The organism is Azospirillum sp. A26 (genome assembly GCF_042604635.1).
Lineage (GTDB): Bacteria > Pseudomonadota > Alphaproteobacteria > Azospirillales > Azospirillaceae > Azospirillum > Azospirillum palustre.
This window is the reverse complement of record NZ_CP170473.1, coordinates 1,765,946-1,786,691: the sequence shown is the minus strand read 5'-3', so window position 1 is coordinate 1,786,691 and position 20,746 is coordinate 1,765,946. Positions and strand designations below refer to the sequence as shown.

Genomic DNA, 20,746 nt, shown 5'->3' with positions numbered 1-20,746 from the left:
GAATATAGTCATGGAATTCCGCATCGCTGAAACCTTTACCCAGAGCCTCGCCCGTCTGCCGGCGAAGGAACAGAAGGCCGCCAAGACGACGGCCTTCGACCTTCAGATCGACCCGTCGTCGCCAGGACTGAAGCTCCATCGGGTAGAGCGATCGCGGGATCCCCATTTCTGGACGGTGCGGGTGAACGACGATCTGCGCATCGTCGTTCACAAGACCGACGGCAACTTCCTGCTCTGCTACGTCGACCATCACGACGACGCCTACGGCTGGGCGGAAAAACGGCGCATCGAGGCGCATCCGACCACCGGGGCCGCCCAGTTCGTCGAGTTCGTCCATCATGTGGTGGAGGAGACTGCGTTCGGCGGCACGGCGCCGCGCTCCGGCTACGGCGCCCAGGCGCCGCTGGCGCCGGCCGCGCCCGGCATCTTCGTCCATCTGACCGACGAGATGCTGTTGAGCTACGGCGTCCCGCCTGACTGGCTGGATCGGGTCCGCCAGACCGACGAGGATGGGCTGTTCGACCTGGAAGGGCATCTGCCGCAGGAGGCCCTCGAGGCGCTGCTCGAACTGGCGGTGGGAGGCAAGCCGGTGCCGCCCGTGGTCACCCCGCCGTCGGCCGATCCCTTCGCTCATCCCGACGCCCAGCGCCGCTTCCGCACCGTCGCCAACCTCGACGAACTCCGGCAGGCCCTGGAGTCGCCGTGGGACAAGTGGACGGTCTTCCTCCACCCCAGCCAGCGAGAGCTGGTGGAGCGGCGCTACGGCGGGCCGGCGCGGGTCACCGGCTCGGCCGGCACCGGCAAGACGGTGGTGGCGCTGCACCGCGCGGTCCATCTGGCGCGCCGCTCCGACGACGCGCGCGTGCTGCTCGCCACCTTCTCCAAGGCGCTGGCCCAGGCGCTGAAGGTGAAGCTCTCCCGCCTGCTCGACGCCGGCGACCCGGCCGCGGGGCGCATCACCGTCACCTATGTGGACGGGGTCGCCCACCGCCTGTTCGAGGACGCCTTCGGGGTCACGCCGAACATCGCCTCCGTCTCCCAGGTCGAGGCCGCGCTGACGGCCGCGGCGAAGGAGCGGGGCGAGGCGCGCTTCTCCCACCGCTTTCTGGTCAACGAGTGGCGTCATGTGGTGGATGCCTGGCAGCTCCGGACCTGGGAGGCGTACCGGGACGTCTCTCGCCTCGGCCGCCGCACCCGGATCGGCGGCAACCAGCGCGAGGCGCTGTGGGCGCTGTTCGAGCGCGCCCAGGCCATCCTGAAGGCGCGCAACGTGGTTACCTGGGCCGAGGCCGTCGCCCGCGTCGCGGAGCACCACCGCGGTCGCGAGAAGAAGCCCTTCACCGCCGCCGTGATCGACGAGGCCCAGGACATCAGCATCCCGCAGTTGCGCTTCCTCGCCGCCCTGGTGCCGGACGGACCCGACACCCTGTTCTTCGCCGGCGACCTCGGCCAACGCATTTTCCAGCAGCCATTCTCCTGGCTGTCGCAGGGGGTGGATGTCCGCGGGCGCTCCTCGACGCTGAAGGTCAACTACCGCACGTCCCACCAGATCCGCCGACGGGCCGACCTGCTGCTCCCGGCTCATGTACGCGACGTGGATGGCATCGAAGACCAGAGGAAGGGCACGATCTCCGTCTTCGATGGACCGGAGCCGGATGTCGGCCTATTCGACACGGCGGAGGACGAGGCAACCTACGTCGCCGCTTGGATCGCTGGCGTCGTCGCCGACGGCGTGGCCCCGGAGGAGGTCGGTATCTTCGTCCGCACGTCCGACCAGCTCGACCGTGCCAAGGCTGCGGCCAAGCAATCAGGCCACCCTTGGGTGACGCTGCAGGACCGCGGCGATATCGAGAGCGGCCGCATCGCAATCGGTACCATGCACCTCGCCAAGGGGCTCGAGTTCAAGGCCGTTGCCGTGATGGCTTGCGACGACGAAGTCATGCCGCTTCAGGAACGTATCGAGTCCGCTTCGGAGGAGTCCGAGTTGGACGAGATCTTTGAGACCGAGCGCCACCTGCTCTACGTCGCCTGCACACGCGCGCGCGATCGCGTTTGTCTTACCGGCATCGAACCAGGGTCTGAGTTTCTGGCTGATCTGATGGGAGGCTGAGAATTATGCGCTTGGACTACCGCAGGGGGACTTGGGAAATATTATCTTTGTCCGCAGTATCAGGTGGATGACCTTCCCCCGGCTGAAAGAACACCGGGTTATGCGGCTCGAAGCTCGGCTTAGTCTCGGGTGATGTAGCCAAGAACAGCGACGAAATCCTGCCACTGACCATCTGTCAAGGGTCGTAAGCCGATTTTGGTGGCCTCGTCCAGCGACAGTTCCTCCGCTTCGCAGCGAGCAAACTCTCTGCACCCCTAATCCATGGCCTTGAATGTGCCACGCGACTGTGCCATCTGTGTGCCGTCGCTTGGCGCCGAAATCGTGGTGAGCCAAGGCTGGCAAGGGTTTCAGCAAAAGTCAGTTGGGGGTCCTAGTCCCCCAACCACCCTCTCCCTAAGCAATTCAATAGCTTACCAGATTTCAGCCCGAACGGGCGGGAAATCGGGCACGTAGCCGGTGACGGTAGCCGGCGACGGTTTACCGCCTTGGGCACTGCCGCTGTGGACATGACGAAAGGTTGTGTGTCCATGGCCGCGAACGCCAAGAACCGCTTTCTTCGCGCCCTCGGTGGGCGGTATGATTTCGTCCGTCGCATTCCTTCCGATCTTCGGCCCCGGTTCGGTGGCCGCGCCAACATCGTGCGATCCGTCGGCGCGGTGCCCTATCCCGAAGCCTTGGAACGGGCGCGACGCCTCGCCGCTGTCACCGACCGCTTGTTCCGAACGGTTGCCCGTAAGCCCGATCTGACCGCTGATCAAATCGCCGAACTGGTAGAGGTGAGCCTCCTCCGGATCGGTGGACACCTTTGTTAAGCTCCCGTTGGGAGCGGAGAGGTGGACATGACAACGACACGGCGCTTTTTCACGGACGAGTTCAAGCGAGAGGCAGTGGCCCTGCTGGAAAGCAGTGGCCGGCCCCTGGAACACGTTGCCAAGGAGTTGGGCATCCAGCCGTCGATGCTGCGCACCTGGCGGCGGCGCGTATCCGGGTCAGCGGGGCCAGCGCAGCTCCCCACCAAGCAGGCGCCGGCCCCGCTGGCCGCCGGCGATCAGTCGGCGGAGATCGCGCGCTTGAAGCGCGAACTGGATCGTGTCCGTATGGAACGAGACATACTAAAAAAAACTGTGAGCATTTTCTCGGAGCCTCTGAAATGAGGTTCCGGATCATTGAGGACTGCCGCGACGAATACCCGGTTCGAGTGCTCTGCGACGCCCTCGGCGTGTCGTCTTCTGGCTATTATGCTTGGCGCACGCGACCGGAGAGCCCGCGCAAGGCGGCGAACCGGCAGTTGCTCGATGACATCCGGCGACTTCACGCCGATCACCGCGAGCGCTACGGAGCCCCGCGCATTCATGCCGCCCTGCGGGCACAGGGCCGGACCGTCAGCCGGGGGCGCGTCGAACGCCTCATGCACCGTCATGGCCTTCGGGCTCAGCCCCCCGGGCCTTTCGGGTCTGCACCACCGACAGCCGCCACGCCCTGCCGATCACCCCCAACCTCCTGGACCGCAACTTCGCTCCAACCGCTCCGAACAAGGTCTGGCTCACCGACATCACTTACGTGCCGACCGACGAGGGCTGGCTGTACGTGGCGGTGGTCCTCGACCTGTTCAGCCGCAAGGCGGTCGGCTGGGCCATGCGCGATCACCTGCGCACCGAATTGCCGCTGGCGGCGCTCACCATGGCCCTCCAGTGCCAGCAGCCCGCCCCCGGCCTTCTGCACCATTCCGGCCGCGGTTGCCAATACGCCTCGGCAGACTACCGCAAGGCTCTGAAAAACCATGACATCACCCAGTCGATGAGCCGTAAGGGGAACTGCTGGGACAACGCACCAATGGAAAGCTTCTTCGGAAGCCTGAAATCGGAACTCGTCCACCATCACCGGTACGCGACACGCGAGAATGCCAAGCGCGACCTGTTCGCCTACATCGAAGGCTATTACAATCGCCAACGCCTCCACTCGGCAATCGGCTATAGAACACCTGAGCAGGCCGAGCTTCAGGCCGCATAACCCGGTGTCCATCGTTCCGGGGGAAGCTCAGTCATCAGCCGCTCCTGTAAGGTGGTTTCTTCAACGACCTCAGTTTGACACCGTTTCCCGGTGAAAGGGCCGTCCACCACATCACCTCAGTGTCGTTCTGGAGCGTGGTGAAAGATGCGGCCGGTTGTGGTCCGGCTCACATCGGCGGCGGGCGGGGTCGGCTAGGGTCCTGTCATCGAGACAACCCGCCGGATGCACCGCACCGGCCCCACCCAGGAGACCACACCATGATCCGCATCTCCCTGCTCGCCGGCTTCGCCACCCTGGCCCTGCTCGCCGCCCCCGCCATGGCGCAGAATGTGTCCAACCTGTCGAACACCGCGGCCGGCATCGGCAATGGCGCCACCCAGAGCGTCACGACGATGCAGCGCAGCGGCGGGCTGTTCGGCGGCCCGAACGCGGCGAACGTCTCGAACCTCGCCGCCGGGATCGGCAACACCGCCAGCCAGGGCGTGCTGGTCGGCCAGCGCAGCGGCGGGCTGTTCCCCGGCGGCTCGGCCGCCACCGTGTCGAACACCGCGGCGGGCATCGGCAACTCGGCGATGCAGGGCGTGACGGTGCTCCAGCGCTCCGGCGGCCGGACGCCGTTCGGCGCCCCGAACCTCGCAAACGTGCAGAACCTCGCGGCCGGCATCGCCAACTCCGCCGGCCAGGGCGCCCTCGTCCGCCAGCGCTGAGCACCGGGTTACGTCTCAGTCCTCCCCGACTTCGGCCCATAACCTCGGCCCACGGCCCCGGCCCCGAGCGGTTCATCCGCCGGGGCCTTCTCTTTTCCTGCTTTTCAGGCAAGGTCGGTCAGTTCTTCAGCTTGTAGCCCGTGCGGAAAATCCACCACACGACGGCAAGGCAGATCACCAGCAGCAGGGCGGTCATGCCGAGGCTCAATGCGACGGGCATGTCGGCGGCGCCGTAGAAGCTCCAGCGGAAGCCGCTGACCAGATAGACGACCGGATTGAACAGGGTGACCGTTTGCCAGAACGGCGGCAGCATTTTGATCGAGTAGAAGCTCCCGCCCAGAAAAGCGAGCGGTGTCACGATCAGCATCGGCACGATCTGCAGCTTTTCCCAGCCGTCGGCCCAGATGCCCAGAATGAAACCGAGCAGGCTGAAGGTCACCGACGTCAGCACGAGGAAGGCGATCATCCAGACCGGATGCGCGATGGAGAAATCCACGAACAGCCGCGCCGTCAGCAGGATCAGCGTTCCCAGGATGAGGGACTTGGTCGCCGCCGCGCCGACATAGCCGATCACCGTCTCGAAGGCGGAGACCGGGGCCGACAGCAGCTCGTAGATCGTGCCGGAATAGCGTGGCATGTAGATGCCGAAGGATGCGTTCGACACGCTCTCCGTCAGCACCGACATCATGACGAGGCCGGGGACGAGGAACGCGCCGTAGCTGACGCCCTCGATCGATGCGAAACGCCCGCCGATCGCCGCCCCGAAGACGACGAAATACAGCGAGGTGGAGATCACCGGGCCGGCGATGCTCTGCGCCAGCGTGCGCCAGGTGCGGGCCAGTTCGAAAATATAGATGGCCTTGATCGCATGAAGGTTCATGCCCGCTCCCTCACCAGATTGACGAAGATCTCCTCCAGGGAGCTCTCTTCGGTGCGCAGGTTCGTGTAGGTGATGCCGTGGTCGCCCAGCTTGCGCAGAAGCCCGGCGATGCCGGTGCGCTCCTGCTGCGTGTCGAAGCTGTAGACCAGTTCCCGCCCGCCTTCCGACAGGGTCAGGGGATAGTCGGCGAGTTCGGCCGGGATGGCGGTCAAGGGGCTCTGCAATTGCAGGGTCAGCTGCCGCTTCCCCAGCTTCTGCATCAACGCGGCCTTTTCCTCCACCAGGATGATCCGGCCGCCGGAGATCACGCCGATGCTGTCGGCCATCTCCTCCGCCTCCTCGATATAGTGGGTGGTCAGGATGATGGTGACGCCGCTGTCGCGCAGGCGCCCGATCATCTCCCACATGCCGCGGCGAAGCTCCACATCCACGCCGGCGGTCGGCTCGTCCAGGAACAGGATGCGCGGCTCGTGCGACAGCGCCTTGGCGATCAGCACGCGCCGCTTCATGCCGCCGGACAGCGCCATGACCTTGGTGTCCTTCTTGTCCCACAGGGACAGATCCTTCAGGATCCTCTCGATCACTGCGGGGTTGGGCGGCTTGCCGAACAGGCCCCGGCTGAAGCTGACGGTCGCCCGGACGCTTTCGAACGACTCGGTCGTCAGTTCCTGGGGGACCAGACCGATCAGGGACCGCGCGGCGCGCCAGTCGCGCCGGATGTCGTGGCCGTCCACCGTCACGCTGCCCGAGGTCGCCCGGACGATGCCGCAGACGATGCTGATCAGCGTCGTCTTGCCGGCACCGTTCGGACCGAGCAGCGCCAGGATTTCGCCGCGGCGGATGTCGAGATCGACTCCTTTCAGGGCCTGGAAGCCGGATGCGTAGGTCTTCGTCAACCCACGTATCTCAATTATAGGCTGCATATCTTTCCTCGGCTTGGGGCCAACTCCCGGCTGCGGACGCCACCAGGGCGGGGCCACCATAGCGCCGTGCCGCGCCCGGCGGAATTTTACCTGAGTGGTAGGACCCGGCGCAGGGCGACCTCGAACAGGGCGCCGCGTTCCGACGGCAGCAGGGCGATGCTTCCGCCATGAGCCTCCACCAGCCCCCGCGTGATGGTGAGGCCGAGACCGGTGCCGCTGCGGTCGCGCGCGGTGGTGAAGAAGGGGACGAAGACCCGGTCGGCGTTCGCCGGCGAGATGCCCGGCCCGTCGTCGGCAACCCGCAGGATCGCCCGCCCGCCCTCGGCCCGCAGGGTGACGGTCACCCGCGCATCCGCGCCGGCATGGTGTCTCGCATTCTCGATCAGGTTCGCCAGGACGCTTTCCAGGGACTCCTGACCCATGGCGACCGGCAGCGACGCCGGCAGCGACGCGTCTGCGCCATGGCGCTCGGCCAGATGGGCGGCGACCGGCACGGCGTCGGTCACCGCATCGTCGGTCACGGTCATCACGTCGGCACGGGCCAACTCCAGCAGGCGGCGGACGAGGCGGGACAGCCGCCCGGCCTCGGCGTCCATGTTGGCGAGGAAGCGGTCCCGGTCTTCGGGAGGCATGCTGTCCATATGGTCGCGCAGCAGCTCGACGGTGCCGCGGATGGTCGTCAGCGGTGTCTTGAACTCGTGCGAGACATGGGCGGCGAAGTCGCGGATGTAGTCGGCCCGCTCCTCCAGCGTCCTCGCCATCCGGGTCAGCGCGTCCGACAGTTCGGCGACCTCGCGCACCACCGGGCGAGGCAGCGGGACCATCACGCCCCGTTCGCCGTCCGCCGTGCGCTTCGCCAGTTCCGTGACCGCCCGCAGCGGGCGGGCGATGGCGACCGTCCCGAGCCGCGCCAGCACGCCAACCGACACCAGCAGCAGCACCGCCAGCCCGGCGAGGTGCCAGCGCTTGCCATAGAGGGTGTCGGCGATGCTGCGCGGCGTGCGCGACACCACCACCACGCCGACGACGCGTCCGTCGTCGAGCACGGGTTGGGCGGTGAAGACCCGCACCGACCGGCTGCGGTCCGGCACGGCCGGGCTGTCCGAACCGAACCGGTAGCTCACCCTGTCGTGACTTGTGCGTTCGCGCAGGACGCTGGCTGCCTCGCCGGCCAGGGCGCGGCGGACCTCGTCCTGCCGTGCCAGCGACAGCCCCATCTCCTCGCCGGTGCTGGCGACGACCACCCCCTGGCGATCGGTGACCCTCATGCCGGCCAGGGTGATGCGCTGCGCGTCGCGCAGGATCGGGCCGAGCGTCGATCCGGCAATGGCGGCAGACGGGTCGCTCGCCGCCGCCGGGACCGGATCGGGGGCGGGGGGAAGGATCGGATCCTCGGCCAGATCGAGGCTGGCGAAGCGGGGTGTCCAGGGCGGATCGAAGCCCGGCGGGCGTGTCCAGGCCGGATCGACCGGGGGGCCGAGGTCCTCCGCCTTCCCGCCGGCCCGGCGCCAGGCGTCGCGGTAGAAGGCCGCGATCACCCCGGCCTGGGCGATCAGTTCGGACTCGGTCTGGCGGATCAGGGCGCTTTCGTAGAGACGCAGGATCCACAGGCCGCTCAGCGGCAGGACCAGCGCCGCCACCGTCATGACCAGCAGCACGGTTCCGATGGACGTTCGCCGTGCGGATAGCGACCTCCCGGACGGCGACCTCCCGAACGGCGTTTTCATCGGCAGTCCGATAGCTTGTAGCCCAGCCCATGCACGGTCTCGACCGGAGCGCCGCCCACCGCCTGGAATTTGGCCCGGACCCGGCGGATGTGGCTGTCCACCGTGCGGTCGGCGACATAGCGTTCGGTGGCATAGGCGCCGTCCATCAGGGCGTCGCGGCTGAACACCTTGCCCGGCCGGTCGGCGAGGGTGCGCAGCAGGCCGAACTCGGTGGCGGTCAGCACCACCTCCGTCTCGTCCCAGAAGGCGCGCACGCCGTCGAGGTCCAGGCGCAGGCGGTTGTGACGGAGGACCGGGGCCGGCACCTCCTGCACCGCGGGCTCCGGCGGGAGCATCCGCCGCAGCACCGCCTTGACCCGCGCCGTCAGCTCGCGCGGCGAGAAGGGCTTGGTGACGTAATCGTCGCCCCCCAGTTCGAGGCCGAGAATCCGGTCGATCTCGTCGTCGCGCGACGACAGGAAGATGATGGGGACCCGGCTGTCCCGGCGCAGCCGGCGGCAGACCTCGGTGCCGTCCATCTCCGGCATGCCGATGTCGAGCAGGATCAGGTCGGGGGAGTCCGCCTGGGCCAGCGCCAGCCCCTGGACGCCGTCCCCCGCCTCGACCACGGCGAAGCCCTCCCGGTTCAGGGCGAAGCGGACGATATCGCGGATGTGGGGATCGTCGTCGATCAGCAGGATCTTGGTCATGGCAGCGCAAGCCTATCCGATAATCTGCACAAGTTCTGCACGGAGATTCCTTCCCGGCTGCACAACCGCGTCATCGCCGCGGCATGCCGGGACGCCACGCTGGGGGCCTGTTTCCCATCACCCCGTGGAGTGTCCGAATGACCGTGCCGCCCGCTTCCCCACTCAGTCCGCCGGCCAATCCTCCACCTGCGCGCCGGAACCGCCGGTCCGCGAAGTTCCTGCAGATCGTCCTGCTTCTGGTGGTGACCCTGATTGCCGGCCTGCCGGTCTCCGGCATCATCGGCGAACGCTCTGACCGGCAGGCCGAGATGCAGGAGGAGTTGGCGCGGAGCTGGAGTCCTGAACAGACCGTGCGGACGCCGGTCCTGGCGGTCCCCTATCTCGCCGCCGACGGCAAGACCCGCGGTTACCTGAAGATCGCGCCCGCGACCCTGGCGACGCAGGCGGCCCTAGTGCCGGAGCGCAAGAAGCGCGGCCTGTTCTCCGCGACCGTCTATACCGCGGCGCTGGAGATGACCGGCAGCTTCGCGGTCCCGTCCGCGTCCAGCCTGGAAAAGCTGGTCGGGCGCGGCGGCTCCATCTCCTGGCAGGACAGCGTCTTCCTGCTCCAGCTGTCGGGGCTGGCCGGCATGACGGCCGAGGACCGCGTGGTCTGGAACGGAGAGACCATCCCCTGGCGCGGCTGCCAGGAGCTGGTCGCCCGCGCCGAGGACTGCTGGGGCGCCGCGCTCGCCGCCCGTCCAACCATTGCGGCGGCCCCCGCGGCAAGTGTGGAAATGAAGTTCCAGGCGACGGTGACGCTGCGCGGCACCGGGGCCTTTCACCAGACCCTGGACGGCCGGCAGGCGACGGCGGCCATCAAGGCGCCGTGGCCGACGCCGAGCTTCGTCGGCACTGTGCTGCCGTCCGACCCGACCGTGACCGACGATGCCTTCGAGGCGCGGTGGACCGTCTCCGACTATTCCAGGCCTCCGCTCCGCTCCGACGCGGCGCTGCTGGACTCCGCCGAAGCCCAGTATCTCCCCTCGGTCGGCGTCGAGCTGCTGGAGGCGGTTCCCACCTACCGCATGATCAACCGCGCCTCGAAATACGCCAGTCTCTTCGTCGTGCTGTCCTTCACGGTCTATGGACTGTTCGAGCTTCTCTCCAGCGTGCGCATCCACATCGTCCAGTATGGCCTGCTCGGGCTGTCGATGACGCTGTTCTCCCTTCTGCTGGTGTCCTTCGCCGAACCGTTCGGCTATGTCGCCGGCTATTGGATCAGCGCGGCGCTCGTCCTGGTCCAGGCGACGGCCTACACCGCGGCGGTCACCCGGCGCGCGAGGTCGACCCTGGTCTTCGCAATGGCGCTGGCGAGCCTGTTCGCCTTCCTCCACCTCCTCATCGGGCTGGAAAACTACTCCCTGCTGGTGGGGACGGTCGCCCTGTTCCTGGTCCTGTCGGCGGTCATGGCCGTCACCCAGCGCGTGGACTGGCAGGGAGATGAGTCGTGAGGGCTTTTGCCTGGTGGGCTGGCGGCCTGCTGCTGGCTCTCGCCGGCGCCAACATCCACGATCCCTACCTGACCCCGGTCAAGGGCTGGTCGCTGCCCCTGATCGCGGCGGCCGGGCTGTGCGGCCTGCTCGTCCTGCGGCGGAGGGGCTTCGGGCGGCGGCCGATGCTCGCGCTGCTCTGGCTGGCGGTGCCGCTCTGCACGGTGGGGGCGGAGGCGGTGTTCCAGATCCGCAAGGCGCATGTCCTGGCGATGCAGGAGCCGCTGGCGGTCGAGCTGGGGCAGCACTTCATCGTCGGTTACCGGCGGGTCGAGGAGGTCGAGGCGCTGGCGGTACGCGGGCTGATCGGCGGAATTTTCGTGTCCCGGCACAATCTGGCCGGACGGTCGGCCGAAGCGCTGCGCGACGAGATCGGCCATTTGCAGGAGATCCGGCAGCGGGCCGGGCTGCCGCCGCTGGTGGTGGCAGCCGACCAGGAGGGCGGCATCGTGTCCCGGCTGTCGCCCTGGCTGCCGCATCGCCCGGCCCCGGCGGCGCTGGCCGGCCTGCCCCCCGACGAGCGCCGTGCCGCCGCGCACGCACTCGGGCAGGCGCATGGGCGGGACCTGCAATCGATCGGCGTGACCGTCAACCTCGCGCCGGTCCTCGACCTGCGCCGCGAGCGTTCGCCCGATCCGCTGGATTTCCACAGCCTCATCGCCCAGCGGGCGATTTCCGACGATCCGGAGGTGGTGGCCGAGGTCGCCGCGGCCTATGCCAGGGGCGTCGCCGACGGCGGCGTCCGGCCGACGGCGAAGCATTTCCCCGGGTTGGGTCGGGCGCAAAGCGACACCCACCATTTCCGCGCCGTCATCGGCGAACCGCGCGAGGTGTTGGAAGCGACCGACTGGCTGCCCTTCCGCCGCGTGCTGGCCGCCGATCCGCAGACCCTTCTGATGGTCGGCCATGCCGTCGTGGCGGCCATCGATCCCGACCGGCCTGCCTCCCACTCGCGGCGGCTGATCGACGGGGTGATCCGCCGGGATTGGGGGTTCGACGGCCTGATCGTCACCGACGACATGGTCATGACGCCGGTCTATCAGTACGGTCTGTGCCGGGCGGTCGTCGAGGCGCTCAACGCCGGCGTCGATCTTCTGCTGTTCGCGCTCGACGGCAGCCAGTTCTACCGGGCCATGTCCTGTGCCATGGATGCCGGGAAGCATGGCCGGCTGGATCGGGCCATGCTGACGGCGAGCGACAGCCGCTCAAGAAACGGGGACTCCGGGGAAACCGGTGAGGCTCACAAGGACAGCGGTCCGGGTATTTCGGCCGGCAGGTCCAGGGTGACGGCGGTCCCGCCGGGGCCGGACTGGATGTCGAGCGTCCCGCCCAGCGCATCCGCCCGCCGGCGCATGTTTCCCAGGCCGTAGCTGCCCGGCCGGGCGGCCACCCCGCCATGTCCCTGGTCGCGCAGGCACAGGCGCACGCCATGGCCCGGCCGCGGAGACGAACCGCCCTCGATGGTCAGCGTGGACGAGCCGCTGTGGCGGGCGGCGTTGACCGAAGCCTCCTGCAGGATGCGGAAGATGTTGAGGGTGGCGCCGGGGTGCAGCCCCTTCACCTCCGGCAGCGCGGAAGCGCGCCAGACCAGCGTCATGCCCTGGGCCATGAGCTGCGGCTCGATGCGTTCGCGGAACAGGGCGAGCATCACGCCGAGATCGTCGCCCGAGTTCTCCAGCGATGCCACCACCAGCCGGAGGTCGGCCAGCGCCCCGCCAACCGAGACGGCGACCTCGCCCGAGGACTCCCCCCGCAGTTCGCACAGCGCCAGGATCGAGACGAGCTGTCCAGCGATGCCGTCGTGCAGGTCGCTCATCAGGCGCACCCGCTCGGCCTCCAGCACTGCGGCCTTGGCCTGCTGCTGCTCGCGGGCGAAGCTGCGGCGCAGGGCGCGCTCGGCGGCCGCCACCTCGCTCTTCAGGCGCTGGCTGAACTGGTCCAGCACGTTCATGGTCTGGGCGAAGCGCCAGATCAGCACCGCGGAGACGACCGCCATGATGACGGGCCAGGCGAAGCGGCCGAGCAGCACCCGGCTTTCCCCCAGGGAGTCGCGGGTGAGCAGGATGTCATGCACCGCGATGACCAGATTGAACAGGAAGGCGCCGGCCAGCGCCGTGGCCGCGATGTCGCGCTCGCGGACCGCCACGCGCACCACCACGAACAGCACCCACAGCGCGGCGACGCACATGAGCGGAAAATAGACGGTCGTGAGCAGCCAGCGGTGCAGATCGACCGGGAGGGTGAGGAAGCTGACGGCAACCATGAAGGGCGGCAGCAGGAAGACGCCCAGAGGGACCGGGAGCGGGCGGTGGACGAACAGCAGCGCCATGGGCAGGATGAGGCTGGTGGTCAGGAAGCGGGTGTGGTTGATGAGTTGGAGCGAGGTTTCGCTCAGCATCCCATCGCCCAGGATCGCCGGCAGCGACACGGCGGCGTGCGACAGGATAACGCCGCTGGTCACCAGAAAGACCTGCTTGCGACGGCAGGCGAGCCAGATGATGAACAGCGACAGGCCCATGGTGATGTGCCAGCCGTCGAGCATCCGTTGCAGGGTCGCGAACAGGAACCGCCGCCTGTCATGGTCCGGGCGCAGCAGGGCGTCGGGCCCGATGGCGACGCGATCGAGGAAGGCGCTGATGACGCCGCGCTTCGACAGGGCGATCTCGAACTCGTTCAGGCCGGGGTGCAGACCCGGCACCGTCACCAGGAACGGAACATTGCCGGAAACATCGGCTTCCGCCCGCGACCAAGCGCTGGTGGCGAGGAAAACGCCGTTCAGGGAAACGGTGAGCACACCCTGGAAAGAGGGCGCATAGAACGACACGACGCCCTGGTCCGCGGGCCGGGCGGCCGGATCGTACCGGTATCCGATGCGGAAGGTGACCGCGCAGCCCTCCGCGGCGGCCGTGGTCGGGCAGCGGTAGGGCAGAGACACCGGCGACCAGGCCTCCGGGCCGGCAGCCCGGTCGCCGGCCCAATCGCCGGGCACCGTCAGCAGCGCCTCGCCGATGAACAGGGCGGCCGCATCGTCGGACAGGGTGGGGTTGACGATGAATGCGAGGGCGGTGAGGACGGGAATCAGGATCGCCAGACACAGGGCGGACCGCCATGCCCAGGCTGGCCGGGACAGCGGGGCGGGCGCCGCACCGCCGCTCATGCCCGGAACGGCGTCCGTCGACGGCATGGCGGTCCCTCAGCCCTTCAGGTTGATGATGTTGTGGTTGATCGCGGCGAACACCGCCTCGCCGCGGGAGTTCACCTCCAGCTTGCGGTAGATGTTCTTGATGTGGGTCAGCACCGTGTTGCGGGAGATGCCCAGCCGCTCCGCGATGTCGCCATAGGTCAGTCCCTTGGCGACCCCCCACAGGATGTCGGTCTCCCGCTCGGTCAGCGACGGCACCGGCTATGCCGGCGGTGTGGCCGACGGAGCGTCCGGCCGGCTCTGGACGCGGCGGACGATGGTGCGGGCGATGGATGTCGAGATCGGCGAGCGCCCGGCCACCAGGTCGAGCACGGAGCCGACCAGATCGATCGCCGCCTAATCCTTCAGGATATAGCCGGCCGCTCCCGCCTCGATGGCGGTCAGCACGCTGCGCTCGTCCCCCAGCACCGAGACCACCATGATTTCCATGGCCGGATAGAGCCGCCGGTTTTCGTGGATCAGGTCGAGGCCGCTGCCGTCGGGCAGCTTCAGGTCGGTGACCAGGACCGCCGGCACATGGGCGGCGCAGAGCGCGCGGGCCTCCGCCAGCGTGGCCGCGGCGGCCACCAGATCGATGGGGTCGGCGGCGCGCAGGATCGCGGTCATGCGCTCGCGGATCGGGCGGTCATCCTCCACCAGGAGGACGCGGATGCGGTGGTCCGGCGACGGGGGTGCGGGCAAGTCACTGGTCACCACAGGGGAACGCCTTTCGTCCAAGAGGGATCGCGTCTTGGTCTGCGCGCGCAGGAAGGTACGCGAAACCGTGACAACACCCAATCACAGGGCGAGGGCGCGGACAGTGCCCCCATGGGGAGACTACCCGCAACGGGTTCGCCGCGGCATCCCATGAACATGTGAGGCGGCGCGGGCCGCCACGCCCGCCCCCATCGCACCCCGCTCCCTCACACGATGTTGGGATACCGCGGCATGGCGGGCCTGACTATGGTTGAGCCGCGTGTCGCCCAATCCTCCTCAGCGGGAACCACGCCCGACGGAGCGGCCGGAGGCGGTCCCCCAACAGCACCGCGCCGACCGTCGGTTCCGGCACGGCAGCTTGGCGCCCCGAAAAGGGCCGGAAGCCGCCGTGTCCAGGCCGACCGGCCCGCCTATTGCCCAATCAAAAGACAGAAAACAGGGGTTAGCGGATGACCAGCGTCGATTCTCAAGCGTTCCGTGGGGCCGGATCGTCGAGCCGGCCATCGCGGCTGTTGCTGAGCCTGATGGCGAGCGTCGCGCTGCTGGCGAGCCGGGAGAGCACGGCCCTGGCGCAGCCGCTGCCGAGCGGGCCGGCCGTCGCCGCCGGCTCGGTGTCCATAGCGACACCGTCGGGCACCAGCCTCATCATCGACCAGTCGTCCCCCAACGCCGTCGTCAACTGGCAGTCCTTCTCCATCGGGGCGGGGAACACGGTCCATGTCAACAACGGCGGCGGCGCCACGCTCAACCGCGTCACCGGCAACGTCCCCTCGCGCCTCGACGGCAGCCTGACGGCCACCGGCTCGGTCTATCTGATCAACCCCGCGGGGGTGGCGGTCGGACCCGGCGGACGGGTCGCCACCGGCGGCTCCTTCGTCGCCTCCACCCTGGACGTCCGCGACGAGGAGTTCCTGCGCGGCGGCGACAAGACCTTCGCCGGCACCTCCAAGGCGACGGTGACCAACGCCGGGTCGATCGGCTCGCTGGGCGGCGACGTGGCGCTGATCGCGCGGGCGGTCGAGAACAGCGGCACCATCGCGGCGCCCAAGGGCACGGCCGCGCTGGCCGCCGGCTACGAGGTGCTGGCGCGGGACGGCACCGTCAACGGCGGCAAGTTCCAGGTCAGGGTCGGCGGGGCGGACACCGAGGCGAAGACCACCGGCACCATCACCGTGGCGGTGGCCGAGCTGCGGGCCAACGGCGGCAACGTCTACGCGCTCGCCGGCAACACCGGCGGCGTCATCGCGGCGACCGGCACTGCGGCCAGCGGCGGGCGGATCTACCTGACCGCGGGCGACGACGGCGCGGTGGAGGCCGGTGGCACCATCGCTGCCACCCGGACGATGGCGGATGGCGCCCGCCAGGGCGGCGACATCCGGGTGTCGGGCGGGCGGGCCACGGTCACGGGAACGCTGACGGCCAAGGGATCGGCGCCGCCCATTCCCGGCGTCAAGCCGGTGCTGGGCGCGGGCGGCACCGTGGCGGTGACGGGCCGGGCGGTGACGGTGGCCGGGACCGCCACGGTGGACGCAAGCGGCACCAGCGGCGGCGCCGTGGCGATCGGCGGCGATTACCAGGGCGGCAAGGATGCACGGACGAAAACCCTCGCCGAGACGGTGGCCAACGCCGCGACCACCACCGTCGAGGCCGGGGCGCGGCTGTCGGCGGACGGAAGCGCCGGGAACGGCGGCAGCGTCGTGGTGTGGTCGGACGAGCGCACGGCATTCGACGGCGCGATCAGCGCACGGGGCAACGGTGTCGGCGGCAACGGCATCGCTGGCGACGGCGGCCGGGCCGAGGTGTCGGGCAAGGCGTCGCTGTCGTTCCGCGGGACCGCCGATCTGCGGGCCGAATCCGGCCGGACGGGATCGCTGCTGCTCGATCCGTACAACCTGACGATCTCCAACGGCAGCGACAGCGGCATGTCGGGCTTCGATGCCGCCGGTGACGACAGCGTGCTCAGTGTCGGCACGCTGACAGCGGCGCTGGCGACGGCCAACGTGACGGTATCGACCGGGTCGGGCGGCAGCCAGGAGGGCAACATCACGGTGGCGGACCCGGTGTCATGGTCGGCCGACACGACCTTGACCCTCCAGGCCGCCGGGCGCATCGCGGTCAACGCCGCGGTGACGGCGACGGGCAACAGCGCCGGGCTGGTGCTGGAGTACGGCATCGGCAAGGACTACAGCGTTTCCGCGCCGATCACCCTGTCGGGGAACAGCGCCACGCTGCAGATCGGTCCGACCGGCAGCCTCACGAGCTACACCCTGCTGCACGCGCTGTCGGATATCGACGACATCGACTTCAACCGCGGCAATGCGGACCGGACCGGCAACTACGCGCTGGCCCAGAGCCTGGACGGCGACGGCAACACCTACAGCAACGCCCTGGTCGACGGGCGTTTCGTCGGCACCTTCGCCGGGCTTGGCAACACCATCGCCAACCTGACCATCGAAGCGGGGGCCACGGAGGGTGTCGGCCTGTTTGCCAACGCCGGTCCCGGATCGGTCATCCGCGACCTGTCGCTGACCGGAGGAATCACGGGCGGTGCCCACACCGGCGGTCTGGCGGGACGCGGCAGCGGCATCGTCACGAACGTCACCGCGGCGGCGACAGTGACGGGGACGAACTTTGTCGGCGGCCTGATCGGCGAGATGACCGGCGGCAGCGTCACCGACTCGTCCGGCAACAGCGATGTGACCGGAAAAAGCTATGTCGGCGGGTTGATCGGCCGTGTCGACGGCGCCGGCATCACCCTGACGCGGGTCCACGCCAGCGGCACCGTCATCAACAATGCGAACGGTGGACGTTTCTACAATGGCGGGCTGGTCGGCTACAACAACGGCGGGACCATCGAGTCCTCCTACGCCACCGGCGACGTGAAGCCCGACTGGGGCGACGGCAACAACTCCGGCGGGCTGGTCGGCGAAAACACCGGCACGATCCGCGATTCCTATGCAACCGGGTCCGTCCCCGACTCCTGGTTCGCCGGTGGGCTGGTCGGCGTCAACTCCGGCACCATCACCAACTCCCATGCCACCGGTTCGGTCGGCAGCGACGGCAGGAACTTTCTCGGCGGACTGGTCGGCATGAACAACGACGGCACGCTGTCGAACGTGTACGCGACCGGTTCCGTCAACGGCAACGGGCCGGTCGGCGGACTGGTCGGCAGCATGGCGGGAGGGGCCGTCACCGACGCTTACGCTTCCGGCGACGTAAGCGCCCACTGGAGCCCGGTGGGTGGCCTGATCGGTGAACTGGCCTGGGATGTCGGCGTCACGCGGGCCTATGCCACCGGGGCGGTCAGTTCCACGGTCGAGGCAGCCGGCGGTCTGATCGGAACAAGCGCGGGCACGGTGTCGCAGGCCTATGCCACCGGCACCGTCGACGGCGTCGGCAAGGCCGGCGGCCTGATCGGAAACAACAATGGTACGATCCGCGATTCCTACGCAACCGGGGCTGTCCTCAACTCCCCGGAGGCCGGCGGGCTGGTCGGCCTAAACTCGGGCACCATCACCAATGCCTATGCCACCGGCTCGGTCGGCGGCGACAACATGACCAATGTCGGCGGACTGGTCGGCAAGAACACCGCCGGCACACTGTCGAACGTATACGCCACCGGTTCCGTCGACGGTGCCGGGCCGGCCGGTGGCCTGATCGGCTACCTGGAGGATGGGGCCGTCGCCGACGCTTTCGCCTCCGGCACCGTGACCGGCAGCACAAACGCGGTGGGCGGCCTGATCGGCGCAATGAACATCGGCAGCGTCACGCGGGCCTATGCCACCGGCGCCGTCAGCGGCAACACCATGGTCGGCGGCCTGATCGGGATAAGCGGCGGCACAGTGACCCAGGTTTATGCCACCGGCGACGTCATCGGCACCAGTCAGGTCGGCGGCCTGATCGGGCTCAACGCCGGCACCGTGACGCAAGCCTACGCCACCGGCATGGTGAGCGGCTCGGGCACCGACATCGGCGGCCTGATCGGAAGCGATGCCGGCACCGTGACCGCCTCCTATTGGGATAAGGACAGCACCGGGCAGGCCAGTTCGGCCGGCGGCAGCGGGGCGGTCGGCCTGACCACTGACCAAATGGCGAGGAGCCTCTTCCATGGCTGGGATGCGACGGTGTGGGCGCTGCCCGTGCCCGGCAGCCGCCCGCCGGAACTCTACGGCGTCTCCGGGGTGGTCGGGGGAATCCGGACGATCACCTATGGCGACGATCCGACCGGCGCCACGGTTCGCATGGTTGGCGACGGCTGGTGGAACACCGTCACCGGCACCCTGTCCGTCGGCCCCCTCACCGCCACCAATGCCGGGGCGCAGTCCCTCGCCGTGTCCGGCCTCAGCGGCACCTTCGTCACAGGCGGCGCCACACGCTTCGCCGGTGCCGGCATCGTCAATCCGGCGGCGCTGACCGTCACCGCCGCCGGCAGCATGACCTATGGCGACACCCCCCCGACGAACATCACCTACACCGCCACCGGCTGGAAGAACGGTCAGGACAGCACGCTGCTGACCGGGGTCACCACGGCCACCGCCGCCACCGCCACCTCGAACGTCGGCAGCCACGCCACCACGGCCTCCGGCGGCACGCTGGGTGGAGCCGCCACCGGCAACTACATCCTCAGCTACGTCAACGGCGTGATGAGCGTCACCCCGGCGACACTGACCGTGACGGCCGCCGGCAGCATGACCTATGGCGACACCCCCCCGACCAACATCGCCTACACCGCCACCGGCTGGAAGAACGGGCAGGGCGACAGCCTGCTGACCGCGGTCGCCACGACGACGACCGCCACTGCCGCCTCGGACGTCGGCAGCTATGCCACCTCGGCGTCCGGCGGCACGCTGGGCGGAGCCGCCACCGGCAACTACACCCTCAGCTACGCCGCCGGCACGATGAGCGTGACCCCGGCGACGCTGACCGTCACCGCCGCGGACGGCAGCATGACCTATGGCGACGCTTCCCCGACAAACATCGGCTACACCGCCACCGGCTGGAAGAACGGGCAGGGCGACAGCCTGCTGACCGCGGTCGCCACGACGACCATCGCGACCGCCGCCTCGGACGTCGGCAGCTATGCCACCTCGGCGTCTGGCGGCACGCTGGGTGGAGCAGCCACCGACAACTACACCCTCAGCTACGTCGATGGCGCAATGCATGTGACCCCGGCGGCGCTGACCGTCACCGCCGGCAGCGGCAACATGATCTATGGCGGCAGCGTGCCCGCGATCGGCTACGCCACCGCGGGCTGGAAGAACGTGCAGGACGGCAGCCTGCTGACCGGGGTCAGCACGGCGACCACCGCGACCGCCTTCTCCAATGTCGGCAGCTACGCCACGACCACGTCCGGCGGCACCCTGGGCGGCGGTGCGGCCGGCAACTACACCATTCTCCATCAGTCCGGCACGCTGTCGGTCACCGCGCGCCCGATCAGCGTGGCGGCGGACGGCAAGAGCCGGCTCTACGGCAACGCCAACCCGGCGCTCACCTACAGCGTCGGCGGCGACGGGCTCGTCAACGGCGACACGCTGCCGGGCGTGCTCGCCACCGCCGCCGGGACGGCGTCGTCGGTGGGATCCTACGCCATCGGCCAGGGCACGCTGGCGGCCTCGTCCAACTACAGCCTTGTCTTCAACCCCGGCACGCTGTCGGTCACCGCGCGCCCGATCACCGTGACGGCGGACGGCAAGAGCAGGGTCTACGGCGATACCAACCCGGCGCTGACCTACGGTGTCGGCGGCGGACTCGTCAACGGCGACACGCTGTCGGGGGCGCTCGCCACCGCCGCCACCGCATCTTCGCCAGCCGGCTCCTACGCCATCACGCAGGGAAGCCTCGCAGCCTCGTCCAACTACGCGCTCTCCTATGGGCCGGGCGTGCTCACCGTGCAGCCGGCCGACAGCGGCAACAGCGTGCCGCCGGCCGACGCCCCGCCGCAGGAGGCGATCCGCCAGATCATCGTGGCGACGCTGCCGCGCAACATGGTCGAAACGACGGCTCAGAGGACGGACACCGCCTTCTCCGGCGGCGGGATCGTCCTGTCCGGCGGCGACAACGCCCCCACCGCCGGAACCCGAAGTGCTGCGGCGTCCGCCGCGCCGGGCGCCGACACCCAGGGCGGGAGCGGCAACGGCGTGCGGGAGGACAAAGGCGACGCCGGCTGCATCGGCGGGGCCGCCGGAGCGGCGTGCGCCAGCCAGCCGCGTCCGGCCAACACGCGGGTCGGCCGCTTCCTGCGCTTCTTCCAACAGCCGTGACGGATTCAGT

Annotated in this window: 13 protein-coding genes and 1 pseudogene; 8 read left to right on the top strand and 6 right to left on the bottom strand. The window is 69.0% G+C overall.

The annotated features are described in order from the left end of the window. Positions 1-10 precede the first annotated feature (10 nt). From ABNQ39_RS22160 to ABNQ39_RS22145, 4 genes and pseudogenes are all read left to right on the top strand, one after another. Positions 11-2,110, top strand: a complete 2,100-nt coding sequence (locus tag ABNQ39_RS22160) for a 3'-5' exonuclease (RefSeq protein ID WP_376960589.1) — start codon at positions 11-13, stop codon at positions 2,108-2,110. A gap of 506 nt (positions 2,111-2,616) precedes the next feature. Further along, positions 2,617-2,922 (top strand): DUF6538 domain-containing protein, encoded by a 306-nt coding sequence (locus tag ABNQ39_RS22155; protein WP_376962655.1) that lies wholly within the window; start codon positions 2,617-2,619, stop codon positions 2,920-2,922. Positions 2,923-2,949: 27 nt separating this feature from the next. Continuing rightward, positions 2,950-4,120, top strand: a pseudogene (locus ABNQ39_RS22150) (IS3 family transposase). 257 nt (positions 4,121-4,377) lie between these two features. Continuing rightward, entirely contained in the window at positions 4,378-4,827 is a 450-nt protein-coding gene (locus ABNQ39_RS22145) for a hypothetical protein (RefSeq protein WP_376960587.1), read from the top strand. A gap of 118 nt (positions 4,828-4,945) precedes the next feature. Here the strand turns inward: ABNQ39_RS22145 and ABNQ39_RS22140 are convergent, their stop codons facing one another. The 4 genes from ABNQ39_RS22140 to ABNQ39_RS22125 form a co-directional block, all read right to left on the bottom strand. Beyond that, positions 4,946-5,707, bottom strand: coding sequence for an ABC transporter permease (locus ABNQ39_RS22140; protein ID WP_376960585.1), 762 nt, complete (start codon positions 5,705-5,707; stop codon positions 4,946-4,948). Next, positions 5,704-6,603, bottom strand: a complete 900-nt coding sequence (locus tag ABNQ39_RS22135) for an ABC transporter ATP-binding protein (RefSeq protein ID WP_376960583.1) — start codon at positions 6,601-6,603, stop codon at positions 5,704-5,706. Before ABNQ39_RS22135 ends, ABNQ39_RS22140 begins: the two co-directional genes overlap by 4 nt. Before the next feature lie 113 nt (positions 6,604-6,716). Beyond that, positions 6,717-8,288: a sensor histidine kinase gene (locus ABNQ39_RS22130; protein WP_376960581.1), complete on the bottom strand. Its 1,572-nt coding sequence runs from the start codon at positions 8,286-8,288 to the stop codon at positions 6,717-6,719. Positions 8,289-8,353: 65 nt separating this feature from the next. Continuing rightward, positions 8,354-9,046: a response regulator gene (locus ABNQ39_RS22125; RefSeq protein WP_376960579.1), complete on the bottom strand. Its 693-nt coding sequence runs from the start codon at positions 9,044-9,046 to the stop codon at positions 8,354-8,356. Between the two features lie 137 nt (positions 9,047-9,183). Here ABNQ39_RS22125 and creD point away from each other — a divergent pair, with 137 nt between their 5' ends. Both creD and ABNQ39_RS22115 read left to right on the top strand, forming a co-directional pair. Next, positions 9,184-10,539, top strand: a complete 1,356-nt coding sequence (gene creD, locus ABNQ39_RS22120) for a cell envelope integrity protein CreD (protein WP_376960577.1) — start codon at positions 9,184-9,186, stop codon at positions 10,537-10,539. After that, the gene (locus ABNQ39_RS22115; protein WP_376960575.1) at positions 10,536-11,948 is read left to right on the top strand and encodes a glycoside hydrolase family 3 N-terminal domain-containing protein; all 1,413 of its coding nucleotides are present in this window, start codon (positions 10,536-10,538) and stop codon (positions 11,946-11,948) included. Before creD ends, ABNQ39_RS22115 begins: the two co-directional genes overlap by 4 nt. Before the next feature lie 1,823 nt (positions 11,949-13,771). Here ABNQ39_RS22115 and ABNQ39_RS22110 read toward each other — a convergent pair. Then, on the bottom strand, positions 13,772-13,978 hold the full coding sequence (locus ABNQ39_RS22110; RefSeq protein ID WP_376960573.1) for a response regulator transcription factor: 207 nt from the start codon (positions 13,976-13,978) through the stop codon (positions 13,772-13,774). Between ABNQ39_RS22110 and ABNQ39_RS22105 the strand changes: the two genes are divergently transcribed. After that, positions 13,947-14,120, top strand: coding sequence for a hypothetical protein (locus tag ABNQ39_RS22105; RefSeq protein ID WP_376960571.1), 174 nt, complete (start codon positions 13,947-13,949; stop codon positions 14,118-14,120). The two genes, ABNQ39_RS22110 and ABNQ39_RS22105, sit on opposite strands and share 32 nt — an antisense overlap. On the opposite strand, the gene ABNQ39_RS22100 is transcribed toward ABNQ39_RS22105, so the two are convergent. After that, positions 14,117-14,461, bottom strand: coding sequence for a response regulator (locus tag ABNQ39_RS22100; RefSeq protein ID WP_376960569.1), 345 nt, complete (start codon positions 14,459-14,461; stop codon positions 14,117-14,119). The genes ABNQ39_RS22105 and ABNQ39_RS22100 overlap by 4 nt on opposite strands. A 464-nt stretch (positions 14,462-14,925) precedes the next feature. On the opposite strand from ABNQ39_RS22100, the gene ABNQ39_RS22095 reads away from it, so the two are divergent. After that, complete coding sequence (locus ABNQ39_RS22095) at positions 14,926-20,736, top strand: MBG domain-containing protein (protein WP_376960567.1); 5,811 nt, start codon at positions 14,926-14,928, stop codon at positions 20,734-20,736. Positions 20,737-20,746: the final 10 nt, after the last annotated feature.